Origin of the sequence: Micromonospora violae (assembly GCF_004217135.1) — a bacterium.
In the GTDB taxonomy this organism is placed as follows: domain Bacteria; phylum Actinomycetota; class Actinomycetes; order Mycobacteriales; family Micromonosporaceae; genus Micromonospora; species Micromonospora violae.
The window spans coordinates 6013275-6025654 of record NZ_SHKK01000001.1 but is presented as its reverse complement, the minus strand read 5'-3'; the positions used below and the strand labels follow the sequence as shown (position 1 = coordinate 6025654).

Sequence of the window (12380 nt, the reverse complement as noted above, 5' to 3'; positions counted from 1 at the left end):
CCGCCTGTCGTGCCACCGACTCCTCTGGAGGCCTCCCCCATGAGCGACCGCCCCCGGCTGCTCCCCCTGTTGACCGGCGCCCGCCACGGCACCCGTGACGCCATGACCTGTCTGTACCGGTGCGGAAACGCCTGTGACCACCCGGTTCCGAACACCTCCGACAACCCGTACTTCGGCGACGTGGTGAACGCCGAGATGTCCCGGCGTGGCGTGGTCCGGGCCGGCGCGGTGGGCGCGCTGGTCCTCGGTCTCGGCGGCGCGGCGGCCGGTGCGCTCGCCGGTGCGGCCCCGGCAGTGGCCGCGCCGGCCACCACCCCGGACGTCCCGGAGGCCTTCGGTTTCGGCCGCCCGAGCACCGGAGTCGGCAGCGGAGCGCTGACCTTCAAGCCGATCCCACCGAACAAGTTGGACACCCTCGTCGTGCCGAACGGCTACGACCACGCCGTGGTGATCAAGTGGGGTGACCCGGTGCTGCCGGGCGCACCGGAGTTCAACCTGCACCACCAGACCGCCGCCGCGCAGTCCAAGCAGTTCGGTTACAACAACGACTTCGTGGGTGTGCTGCCGCTGGACAAGCAGGGCAAGCGGGCGCTGCTCGTGGTCAACCACGAGTACACCAACGAGGACCTGATGTTCCCGGGCTTCCCCGGCCTGGACGGGCTCTCCGTGGAGCAGCTACGCACCGCCATGGCCGCGCACGGCATGTCGGTGGTGGAGCTCGAGCGGGTCGCGGGCACCGGGCAGTGGCAGCCAGTCAGCAAGGGACCCCGGCCGTACAACCGGCGGGTCACCGCACTGAGCACCAAGTTCGACCTCACCGGGCCGGCCGCCGGCTCCGCCTGGCTGAAGACCGCCGCCGACCCCAAGGGTCGTACCGTCGTCGGCACCCTGAACAACTGCGCCGGTGGCGTGACCCCGTGGGGCACCGTGCTCTCCGGCGAGGAGAACTTCAACCAGTACTTCGTGGGCGCCGACGCGGCCCCGGCCGAGCTGAAGCCGAAGCTGGACCGCTACGGCATCAGCACCGCCAGCCGCTACCCCAGCGGCAGCCGCAAGTGGGAGCGCGCCGACGAGCGCTTCGACCTGGCGAAGCACCCCAACGAGGCGCACCGATTCGGCTGGATCGTCGAGATCGACCCGTTCGACCCGGAGAGCCGCCCGCGCAAGCACACCGCGATGGGCCGGTTCAAGCACGAGGGTGCCAACGTGATCGTCGCGAAGGACGGCCACGTGGTCGCGTACATGGGCGACGACGAGCGGTTCGACTACCTCTACAAGTTCGTCTCAGAGAAGAAGTTCATGAAGGGCAACTCCTGGGCTGCCCGCAAGCACAACCTGACCCTGCTGGAGTCCGGCACGCTCTACGTGGCGAAGCTCGACCAGAGCAGCGCCGCCGAGATCGACGGCTCGGGCAAGCTCCCCACCGACGGCGCCTTCAACGGCCGGGGTCGCTGGATCAGGCTGGTCAGCGGCAACCGGTCGTTCGTCGACGGGATGACCGCCGCGGACGTGCTCACCTTCACCCGGCTCGCCGGTGACAAGGTCGGCGCGACCAAGATGGACCGCCCCGAGGACGTCGAGCCGAGCCTGCTCACCGGCAAGGTGTACGTGGCGTTGACCAACAACACCAACCGCGGCGTCGGCAGCAACCCGAAGGCGGACGAGGCCAACCCGCGCACCGCCAACAAGCACGGGCAGATCCTGGAGCTGGTCGAGGACCGCAACGACAACGCGGCGGAGACCTTCGCCTGGTCGCTGCCGATCGTCTGCGGCGACCCGACCGACCCGTCGACCTTCTTCGCCGGGTACGACAAGGCCCAGGTGTCCCCGATCTCCTGCCCGGACAACGTCGCCTTCGACGCCACCGGCAACCTCTGGATCTCCACCGACGGCAACGCGCTGGGCAGCAACGACGGCCTGTTCGCCACCGCCGTGGAGGGTCCGCAGCGGGGTCACCTCAAGCAGTTCCTGACCGTGCCGCTCGGCGCGGAGACCTGCGGCCCGTTCATCACCGGCGACAACCGTTCGCTCTTCGTCGCGGTGCAGCACCCGGGCGAGATCAGCGGCGCTTCGGTGGAGAACCCGGCCTCGAACTGGCCGGACGGTGACTACGCCAAGCCGGGCGTGGTGGTCACCTGGCGCCTCGACGGCGGCCCGGTGGGCAGCTGAGGTCGTCGTACCCGCGGCCGAGAGGCCGGTGACGTTGTTCCCGGCGGTCCGGCGCTGGACCGCCCCGAGAGGCCCTCTTCCAACCGGGGAGAGGGCCTCTCGGCCGTCAGTTCTCGGAGGCGATGCCGTCGGCCACGCTGCGAGCCGCGGCGAGCAGCTTGGCTCGCACCACTCGGGCGGAGGTCATCATCTCGCTGGCCGGCAACGCGCAGGCCAGCACGGTCCGGCGTTCCATGTCCTTGTCCGGTGCGACGAGCACCGCGGCGCAGGCCACCCCCTGCCGGAACTGCCCCAGCTCCAGCTGCATGCCGCGCCGGTCGCCGGCAGCCAGGTCGGCCTCGAAACTCTCGGCGGTGGTCAGCGTGGCGGAGGTGAACGGTCGCATGCCGTACTCGCGCAGGTAGCGGTAGCGCTGATCGGTGGTGAGGGTGGCCAGCAGCGACTTGCCGAGAGCGGTGGCGTGCGCACCCTCGTCGAAACCGGGGACCAGATCCTCCAGGTAGGGCGAGCGGTGCCCCTCGGCGACCGCGGTGAGGGCCACCTGGCCGCCGACGAACCGACCGAGGTAGTGGCTGTAGCCGGTGTCCAGGGCGGCCCGCCGCAGCGTCTCACCGACCGCTGGCGGGCCCCGGAACGCCGTCACCAGCTCCCGGTACCGGTCGGCCACCTCCAACCCCACGATGTACGTGCCGTCCTCACGACGGATCACGTAGCCCTCGTAGGCGAGGGTGCGGACCAGGTGGTAGGTGGTGGCCACGGTCAGCTCGCAGCGCCGGGCGATCTGCTTGACGGTCAGGCCCTTCGGGGCGCGACCGACCGACTCCAGCACCCGTAGCGCTCGGGACACGCTGCGAATCAGGTCCGAAGGTTCTGCCAAGGGGTCGCGCACAACCACCTCCGCCGCCGGGGACTTACACCATATGAAAAACAGGCCCGGTGCGAAATGCCTGTTCGGGTCGAGGATGCCAGATCACCATCCACAGCTTGTGCCCCGCCCGTCACCAGGAGTGCAGTGAGCAGGGTTCGCGTAGGTTTGCCGAACGATGACCGACACCTCCATCACCCCAGGTCCAGCCACCGCCAGACCCCACCCGATCCGGGCGAGCGCCGGCGCAGTCGTCACCACCGTGGCCTGCGTACTCCCGGTCTTCCTGCTCGGCGGTCTCGCCGTGCAGATGGGCACGGACCTCGGCTTCTCGCCGGCCGGGCTGGGCCTGGCCGTCTCCGTCTACTTCGGGGTCAGCGCACTGGCCTCGGTGCCCTCCGGCCGCCTGGTCGAGCGGTACGGACCGGCCCTGGTCGCCCGCTGCGGCATCCTGCTGTCCGCCGGGTCGATGCTGGCCGTGGCCGCGTTCGCCCGGTCGTACCCGGTGCTGGTCGGCCTGCTGGCGCTCAGCGCCGCGGCGAACGCGCTCGGCCAGTTGGCCAGCAACGCGGCGCTGGCCCAGCACGTGCCGGCCCGGCGGCAGGGGCTGTCGTTCGGTGTCAAGCAGGCCGCCATTCCGGTCTCCACCCTGCTGGCCGGGGCGGCCGTGCCCACCATCGCGTTGACCGCCGGCTGGCGTTGGGCGTTCGTGGCCGCCGCGGTGGCCGCGTTGACGGCGCTGCCCGCCGTACCCCGGCAGGTGCGCGGCCTGGCCCGACGGGCCGGCGCCACCCGGGCCGGGCGGGCGACGACGGCGCTGGTGGTGGTCGGCGCGGCGGCGACGTTGGCCTCGGGCGCGGCCAACGCGCTCGGCACCTTCCTGGTGGACTCCGCCGCGGCCCGGGGTCTGACGCCGGGCCTCGCCGGCCTCACCCTGACCCTGGGCAGCGCGGTCTGCGTGGTGGCCCGGGTGGGCGCGGGCTGGTTGGCCGACCGCCGCGAGACCGGCCACGTCGCCCTCATCGCCGCGATGCTGCTGGTCGGCGCGGTGGGGCTGGGCCTGCTCGCGTTGACCGGCTCGGCACCGCTGGTGGTCGGCGTGGTGCTCGGCTTCGGCCTGGGCTGGGCCTGGCCCGGCCTGATGAACTTCGCGGTGGTCCGGCTGCACCCACAGTCACCGGCCGCCGCCACCTCGATCACCCAGACCGGGGTGTACGCGGGTGGCTGTCTCGGCCCGTTGAGCCTGGGCCCGGTCGCCGCTCACCTCGGCTACCCGGCGATGTGGACCATCGCGGCCGTGGCGATGCTGCTCGCCGCCGCGCTGATGCTCGTCGGCAGCCGGCTGTTGACCCGCGCCGCCGTGAGCCCGGGGGCGGGTCAGCTGGTGCGGTCGGCGATGTAGTCGCAGAGCGACTCGAGCGCGCTGCGGGACGGGCCGTCCGGCAGCGGGGCGAGCTGCCCGCGGGCCTCCTCGGCGAAGCTGCGCACAGTTTCCCGGGCCCGCTTCAGCGCCGGGCTCTCCCGGAGCAGCCCCAACGCCTCGGCGTGCAGAGCGTCGTCGGTCAACGGGCCGGTCGCCAGGATCTCCCGCAGCCGCACCGACGACGCGTCGGAGTCGTCCGCCTCGCGGGCGTAGAGCACCGGCAGCGTCGGGACACCCTCGCGCAGGTCGGTGCCCGGGGTCTTGCCCGACTGCACCGACTCGGAGGCGATGTCCAGCAGATCGTCGGAGAGTTGGAACGCGACACCGATCGTCTCGCCGTACCCGGCGAGGGCCTCCACGTGCTCCGGGGCGGCACCACCGAACATGCCGCCGAACCGGGCCGAGGTGGCGATCAGCGAGCCGGTCTTCTCGGCGATCACGTGCAGGTAGTGGGCCACCGGGTCGTCGCCGGCGCGCGGCCCCACGGTCTCCGCGATCTGGCCGTGCACCAGCCGGGCGAAGGTACGCGCCTGCAACCGGACCGCCTCGGGGCCCAGGTCCGCGGCGATGTCCGCCGCGCGGGCGAAGAGGTAGTCGCCGACCAGGATGGCGACCGAGTTGGTCCAGCGGGAGTTCGCGCTCGGCGCGCCCCGACGGACAGCGGCCTCGTCCATCACATCGTCGTGGTAGAGGGTGGCGAGGTGAGTGAGCTCCATCACCACGGCGGCCGGCACCACCTGCGCGCCGGTCGGGTCACCGAACTGGGCGCCGAGCGCCACCAGCAGCGGCCGGAACCGCTTCCCGCCGGCCTCGACGAGGTGCCGGGCAGCCTCGGTGACGAACGGATCGGCGCTGGCAACGCTGCCCCGCAACTCGACCTCGACCGTGTCGAGCAGGCCCAGCACGGACGCCTCGACACGGGGATCGGCGAGGTTGAGGCCAAGCGCGCCGAACTGACTCATGCTCGCCTGACCCCGCCGACCGCCGGAGCCGGAGGCACCTGAACGCTCGCCCGCCGGATTCACCACGCTATCAACCATGCCACACCCGTTCGACCTGCTCCGGGCCGGGGATACGCACCGGGGGCCGGCGCGTGAACACGCGCCGACCCCCGGTGATCGTTCCCTCGTTATCGAACGAATTCGGCGGCGCCGGCGGCCAGATCGAGCAGCGGCGCCGGGGCGACGCCCAACACCAGCGTCGCCAGCACACCGATCATCAGCGCGGCGGAGGTGAGCCCACCGGGCACGGTGACGGTCGGGGTCGACTCGCCCGGCTCGGAGAGCCACATCATCACCACGACCCGCAGGTACGGGAACGCGAGCACCATGCTGGTCAGCACACCGGCGATCACCAGCCACGCCTGGCCACCCTCCAGCGCCGGCCCGAAGATGGCGAACTTGCTGGTGAAGCCGCTGGTCAGCGGGATACCGGCGAAGGCGAGCAGAATGAACGTGAAGATCGCGGCGAAGAACGGTGACCGCCGGCCCAGCCCGGCCCAGCGGGACAGGTGGGTGGCTTCGCCGTCGTCGTCGCGCACCAGCGTCACCACGGCGAACGCGGCCAGCACCGAGAAGCCGTACGCGACCAGGTAGAACATCGTGCCGGCGAGCCCGTCGCGGCTCGGTGCCAACACACCGACCAGCAGGTAGCCGGCGTTGGCGATCGAGGAGTACGCGAGCAGCCGCTTGATGTCGGTCTGGGTGACCGCGAGCACCGCGCCCACCAGCATGGTCAGCACCGCCACCGCACCGAGGACCGGGGTGAAGTCCCAGTTGGCGTCGGCGAACGCGACCTGGAAGACGCGCAGCAGGGCACCGAACGCGGCGACCTTGGTGCAGGCCGCCATGAAGCCGGTGACCGGCGTCGGCGCGCCCTGGTAGACGTCCGGCGTCCAGACGTGGAACGGGGCCGCCGCGGCCTTGAAGAGCAGACCGATGGCGAGCAGCGCCATGCCGGCGAAGAGCAGCACCGGGCTGGCCGGCGAATCACTCACCGCCGCGTGGATGGTGGCGAAGTCGACGCCGGCCGGGCGGCCTGGGATGCCGGCGGTGAAGCCGTAGATCAGGGCCACGCCGAACAGGAAGAACGCCGAGGCGTACGCGCCGAGCAGGAAGTACTTCATCGCCGCCTCCTGGCTCAGCAGACGCCGGCGACGGGCCAGCGCGCAGAGCAGGTAGAGCGGCAGGGAGAAGACCTCCAGCGCGATGAACATGGTCAGCAGGTCGTTCGCCGCCACGAAGATCAGCATGCCGCCGATGGCGAAGGTGGTGAGCGGGTAGACCTCGGTGAGACCGTTGCGCCCCTCGGCCTGCCGCCGGTCGTCGGCCGACTCGGCGGTCACCGCGGCCTGGGCGACGAACGCCCCGCCCCGCTCGACCGAGCGGTCACCGATCAGCAGCAACGCCATCGCGGCCAGCACCAGGATCGCGCCCTGGAGGAAGAGCGTCGGCCCGTCGATCGCGAGGGCCTGACCGGCGGTGATGATCCGCTCGTCGGCGCTGAGAACCACCATGGTCAGTGCCGCGAGCACCGCGAGCAGCGCCAGCGTCAACTGCACCAGGTGCCGCCAGCGCCGGGGCACCAGGGCCTCGACCAGCACACCGAGCAGCGCGGTGCCCAGCATGATCAGGATCGGGGAGATCGCCGCGTAGTCGATCGACGGCAGTTTCAACTCGGTCACTTTGCCGCCTCCTGGACGGTGCCCACCGACGGGGCGGGGTCGGTCCTGCCGATGTCGTCCATGGTCGCCTGGACGGCGGGGTTGATCACGTCGGTGACCGGCTTGGGGAAGAAGCCGAGCAGCACGATCAGCGCGATCAGCGGGGCGACCACGACCTTCTCGCGCAGGTTGAGGTCCCGGCGCATGCCGTCGACCTCGGTCAGCGCCGGGTTGAGGGTGCCCTGGGTGGTGCGCTGCACCATCCACAGCACGTACGCGGCGGCCAGGATGATGCCGAGCGTGGCGATGACCGCGACCGGCTTGTTCACCGTGAAGGTGCCGATCAGCACCAGGAACTCGGAGATGAACGGTGCCGTACCGGGCAGCGCGAGCGAGGCGAGACCGGCGAAGAAGAGCACCCCGGCGAGCACCGGGACCAGCTTGCCGGCACCCCCGAAGTCGCTGATCAGCGCCGAACCGCGCCGGGAGATCAGCATGCCCACCACCAGGAAGAGCAGGCCGGTGGCGAGACCGTGGTTGAGCATGTAGAGGACCGCGCCGGTGCCGGCCTGGGTGGTGAAGGCGAAGATGCCCACCCCGATGAAGCCGAAGTGCGCGATCGAGGTGTACGACACCAGTCGCTTGAGGTCGTTCTGACCGACCGCCAGCAGCGCGGCGTAAACGATGCCGATCACGCCCAGCGCCAGCGCCCACGGCGCGAACCACTTCGACGCCTCGGGGAAGAGCGGCAGACAGTAACGCAGGATGCCGAAGGTGCCGACCTTGTCCAGCACGCCGACGAGCAGTGCCGCCGCACCCGCCGGGGCGGCCCCACCGGCGGCGGGCAGCCAGGTGTGGAACGGGAAGAACGGCGCCTTGATGGCGAACGCGAGGAAGAAGCCGAGGAACAGCCACCGCTCGGTGCCGGTGCTGATGTCGACCTGCGAGAGCGCCTGCCAGTCGAAGGTCTTCCCACCGACCACCCACAGGCCGATCACCGCGGCCAGCATGAACAGACCGCCGACGAGTGAGTACAGGAAGAACTTCACCGCCGCGTACTGCCGCTGGTGGCCGCCGTAGCTGCCGATAAGGAAGTACATCGGCACGAGCATGACCTCGAAGAACACGTAGAACAGGAAGACGTCGGCGGCCGCGAAGACGCCGATCATCGTGCATTCGAGGACCAGCAGCAGCGCGAAGTAGACCGGCACCGACCGCTTCGACGACTCGGCGTCGTGCCAGGACGCCAGGATCACCAGCGGCACCAGCACCGCGATCAGCATCAGCATCACCAACGCGATGCCGTCGGCGGCGAAGGTGAAGCTGACCCCCCAGTTCGGAATCCACGAGTACGACTCGCGGAACTGGAACCGGTCACCGCCTGCGTTGAAGCTGACCCACATCACCACCGAGAGCACCAGCACGAGCAGCGACCAGGCGAACGCCACCTGCTTGGCCAGCTCCGGGCGGTGGCGCGGCAGGAAGGCCACCACCAGGGCACCCACCAGCGGCGCCACGGTGAGCACCGAGAGGAACGGGAAGTTGGACATTATGCGGCCTTACCTCCGTCGTCACTGCGTGGTCCGCCGGCGGGGGCGGCCGGAAAGAGGTCGATCACGCCAACCACCCCGCCTGCACCGCCAGGAACGCCGCCATCACCAGCAGCGCACCGGCCAGGATCGAGGTGGCGTACGAGCGGACAAAGCCGGTCTGCATCCGGCGGAGGCGACCCGAGCCCCCGCCGACCGCGGCGGCGAGCCCGTTGACGAGCCCGTCGATGCCCCGGTTGTCGAGGTACACCAGCGCCCGGGTGAGGAAGATGCCCGGCTTCTCGAAGACCGCCTCGTTGACCGCGTCGGTGTAGAGGTTGCGGCGGGCGGCGGTGACCAGCACCCCGGCCGGCTGCGGTGCGGTGGCCGTGCCGGCCCGGAACAGGAACCAGGCGAGCCCGGCACCGAGCACGGTGACCAGCAGCGACAGGATCGTGATCACCGTGTGGGAGAGCACCCCGTGCGCCGCACCGGCGGCCTCCTCGCCGAGCACCGGCGCCAGCCAGGACGCGACACCGTCGTTCCAGGCCATCAGCCCGCCGGCCACGACCGACCCGGCGGCCAGGAGGATCAGCGGGATGGTCATCAGCTTCGGCGACTCGTGCGGGTGCTCGATGTCCTCGGTCCACCGCTGTGGGCCGTGGAAGGTGAGCACGAACAGCCGCGTCATGTAGAACGCGGTCAGCCCGGCGCCGAGCAGCGCCGCCCCGCCGAAGAGCCAGGCGGTCCAGTCCTCCCGCTCGAAGGCGCTCGCGATGATCGGCTCCTTCGAGAAGTAGCCGGAGAGCGGCGGGAGGCCGATGATCGCCAGCCAGCCCATCATGAAGGTCAGCCAGGTGATCTTCATGTGCTTCGACAGCCCACCGAAGCGGCGGATGTCGACCTGGTCCTTCATTCCGTGCATGACCGAGCCGGCACCCAGGAACATGTTGGCCTTGAAGAAGCCGTGCGCCAGCAGGTGGATGATCGCCAGCGCGTACGCCCCACCACCGAGGCCGACGCCGACGAACATGTAGCCGATCTGGCTGACGGTCGACCAGGCGAGCACCCGCTTGATGTCGTCCTTGGCCGCACCGATGATGCAGCCGATCAGCAGGGTGAGCGCGCCGACGCTGACCACCACGAGTTGCAGCGTCGAGTTGGCGGAGAAGATCGGGTTGGACCGGGCGATCAGGTAGACGCCCGCGGTGACCATGGTGGCGGCGTGGATGAGCGCCGACACCGGGGTCGGGCCCTCCATCGCGTCCGGCAACCACGCCTGGAGCGGGAACTGACCGGACTTACCGGCCGCGCCGAGCAGCAGCAACAGGCCGAGGATCAGCACCGTGGTCCCGGTCAGCGCGCCGACGGAGTTGAACACCTCGTCGTACTGGGTGGTGCCCACGGTGGCGAACATGATGAAGATGCCGATGGCCAGGCCGGCGTCGCCGACCCGGTTCATCAGGAACGCCTTCTTGCCGGCGGTGGCCGCGCTCGGCCGTTCGGTCCAGAAGGAGATCAGCAGGTACGACGCCAGACCGACGCCCTCCCAGCCGAAGTAGAGCATCACGTAGTTGTTGCCGAGCACCAGCAGCAGCATCGCCGCCACGAACAGGTTGAAGTACGCGAAGAACCGGCGTCGGCCGGCGTCGTGTGCCATGTACTCCACCGCGTACAGGTGGATCAGGAAACCCACCCCGGTGATCAGCAGTACGAAGACCGCGGCCAGCGGGTCGAACAGCAGGCCGAAGTCGACGCGCAGATCACCGACCGCGAGGAAATCCCACAGGCTCAGCTCGACCGACTTGTTTTCCAGGCCACGCAGCTGGAAGAAGAAGCTCAGGCCGAGCACGAACGCGACGCCGATGGCGGCGACGCCCAACCAGTGCCCCCAGCGGTCGGCCCGGCGGCCGAGCAGCAGCAGGATGGCCGCGCTGACCAGCGGGATCGCCACCAGCAGCCAGACGCCCCCGAGCAGCCCCGTGGCCTGGGCGTATTCCACAGTCTCTTCCACCGGTGGACCCCTCTAGTACTTGAGCAGGTTGGCGTCGTCGACGCTCGCCGAGCGTCGCGTCCGGAAGATGGACATGATGATCGCGAGCCCGACCACGACCTCGGCCGCCGCCACCACCATCACGAAGAACGCCATGATCTGGCCGTTGAGGTCACCGTTGATCCGGCTGAAGGTGACCAGCGTCAGGTTGGCCGCGTTGAGCATCAGCTCCACGCACATGAACAGCACGATCGCGTTGCGCCGGACGAGCACCCCGGCAGCGCCGATGGTGAACAGCACCGCCGCCAACACCAGGTAGTAATCAGGCGTCATGAGTCCGTACCTTTCAGGGTGGTCTCCTGCGCGGTCAGCTCCCGCACCGGCAGGATCTCCGGCGTGCTGCGCTCGGAGAGGCGGCCGTCCGGCAGTCGGGCCGGGGTGGCCACCGAGGACGAGGTCGCGAAGACGCCCGGGCCCGGCTTGGGGCCGGGGTAGTTGCCCGGCGCGAACCGGGCCCGCATCGTCGACACCTGGTCGACCTTGTCCTGCTTGCGGCGCTCGATGTGCGCGAGCACCATGGCACCGACCGCCGCGGTGATCAGCAGCGCCGACGTCAGCTCGAACGCGAACACGTACTTGGTGAAGAGCAGCCGGGCGATGCCCTGCACGTTGCCCTCGGCGTTGGGCTGCTCCAGGCCGACCGCGGTGGTGCCCTCCAGCGCCCGGTAGAGGGCGCCGCCGACCAGGCCGGCGAAGCCCAGCCCGAGGACGATCGCGGCGGTCCGCTGGCCGCGCAACGTCTCGATCAGCGAGTCGGTGGAGTCCCGGCCGACCAGCATCAGCACGAAGAGGAAGAGCATCATGATCGCGCCGGTGTAGACGATGATCTGCACCATGCCGATGAACGGCCCGGCCTGGAGCACGTAGAACACGCCCAGGCAGAGCATGGTGAGCACCAGCCAGAGCGCGGAGTGCACCGCGTTGCGCGCGGCCACCATCCCGATCGCGCCGATGAGCGCGAGCGGCCCGAGGATCCAGAAGGTGACCTGCTCGCCACCGGACACCGCACCCGCCGCGGCCAGCACCGTAGACGTGGTCATGCCTTCTCTCCCTTGCCGGCCGCGACGCGCTGGGCGGCCTGCTCGGCGCCCGGGAACGTCACGCCGGGGTGCTCCTCGACCTGGTAGCGGCCGGGGCCCATCGGGGACGTCTCCGCACCGGCGGAGGTGCCCGGGTTGTCCAGCGCGCCGACGTAGTAGTCCTTCTCGCTGTCACCCAGCCGCATCGGGTGCGGCGGCTGCTCCATGCCCTCGAGCAACGGCGCGAGCAGCTGCTCCTTGGTGAAGATCAGGTCCTGCCGGTTGTCCCGGGCCAGCTCGTACTCGTTGCTCATGGTGAGCGACCGGGTCGGGCAGGCCTCGATGCACAACCCGCAGAAGATGCACCGGGCGTAGTTGATCTGGTAAGTGCTGGCGTACCGCTCACCCGGCGAGAAGCGCTGCTCGTCGGTGTTGTCGCCACCCTCGACGTAGATCGCGTCCGCCGGGCAGGCCCAGGCGCACAGCTCGCAGCCGATGCACTTCTCCAGGCCGTCCGGGTGCCGGTTGAGGATGTGCCGCCCGTGGTAGCGCGGCGCCGACACCGGCGGCTTGAACGGGTAGTCGGTGGTGACGACCTTCCTGAACATGTGCGAGAAGGTGACACCGAATCCCTTGAACGTTCCGGTGATCGAGCCCACG

10 protein-coding genes are annotated in these 12380 nt (G+C 70.2%); 2 read left to right on the top strand and 8 right to left on the bottom strand.

Translation table 11 applies throughout. The features are described 5' to 3' along the window. Positions 1-39: 39 nt before the first annotated feature. Positions 40-2169 carry a PhoX family protein gene (locus EV382_RS27225; RefSeq protein WP_130406469.1) on the top strand — a complete coding sequence of 710 codons (2130 nt, stop codon included), beginning with the start codon at positions 40-42 and terminating at the stop codon, positions 2167-2169. Between the two features lie 106 nt (positions 2170-2275). Here the strand turns inward: EV382_RS27225 and EV382_RS27220 are convergent, their stop codons facing one another. Then, positions 2276-3058 carry an IclR family transcriptional regulator gene (locus EV382_RS27220; RefSeq protein ID WP_130406467.1) on the bottom strand — a complete coding sequence of 261 codons (783 nt, stop codon included), beginning with the start codon at positions 3056-3058 and terminating at the stop codon, positions 2276-2278. 154 nt (positions 3059-3212) lie between these two features. On the opposite strand from EV382_RS27220, the gene EV382_RS27215 reads away from it, so the two are divergent. Then, the gene (locus EV382_RS27215; RefSeq protein WP_130406465.1) at positions 3213-4436 is read left to right on the top strand and encodes an MFS transporter; all 1224 of its coding nucleotides are present in this window, start codon (positions 3213-3215) and stop codon (positions 4434-4436) included. Here the strand turns inward: EV382_RS27215 and EV382_RS27210 are convergent. From EV382_RS27210 to nuoI, 7 genes are all read right to left on the bottom strand, one after another. After that, on the bottom strand, positions 4412-5497 hold the full coding sequence (locus EV382_RS27210; RefSeq protein WP_130406463.1) for a polyprenyl synthetase family protein: 1086 nt from the start codon (positions 5495-5497) through the stop codon (positions 4412-4414). The genes EV382_RS27215 and EV382_RS27210 overlap by 25 nt on opposite strands. An 89-nt stretch (positions 5498-5586) precedes the next feature. Next, positions 5587-7140: an NADH-quinone oxidoreductase subunit NuoN gene (gene nuoN / locus EV382_RS27205; protein ID WP_130406461.1), complete on the bottom strand. Its 1554-nt coding sequence runs from the start codon at positions 7138-7140 to the stop codon at positions 5587-5589. After that, positions 7137-8669 (bottom strand): NADH-quinone oxidoreductase subunit M, encoded by a 1533-nt coding sequence (locus EV382_RS27200; RefSeq protein ID WP_130406459.1) that lies wholly within the window; start codon positions 8667-8669, stop codon positions 7137-7139. The genes nuoN and EV382_RS27200 overlap by 4 nt, the downstream gene beginning before the upstream one ends. 64 nt (positions 8670-8733) lie before the next feature. Further along, on the bottom strand, positions 8734-10662 hold the full coding sequence (gene nuoL, locus EV382_RS27195) for an NADH-quinone oxidoreductase subunit L (RefSeq protein ID WP_130406457.1): 1929 nt from the start codon (positions 10660-10662) through the stop codon (positions 8734-8736). 12 nt (positions 10663-10674) lie between these two features. Continuing rightward, positions 10675-10974 (bottom strand): NADH-quinone oxidoreductase subunit NuoK, encoded by a 300-nt coding sequence (gene nuoK / locus EV382_RS27190; RefSeq protein WP_030486270.1) that lies wholly within the window; start codon positions 10972-10974, stop codon positions 10675-10677. Beyond that, positions 10971-11741, bottom strand: coding sequence for an NADH-quinone oxidoreductase subunit J (locus EV382_RS27185; RefSeq protein ID WP_130406455.1), 771 nt, complete (start codon positions 11739-11741; stop codon positions 10971-10973). The genes nuoK and EV382_RS27185 overlap by 4 nt, the downstream gene beginning before the upstream one ends. After that, positions 11738-12379: an NADH-quinone oxidoreductase subunit NuoI gene (gene nuoI / locus EV382_RS27180; protein ID WP_130406453.1), complete on the bottom strand. Its 642-nt coding sequence runs from the start codon at positions 12377-12379 to the stop codon at positions 11738-11740. The genes EV382_RS27185 and nuoI overlap by 4 nt, the downstream gene beginning before the upstream one ends. Between the last annotated feature and the right edge of the window lies 1 nt (position 12380).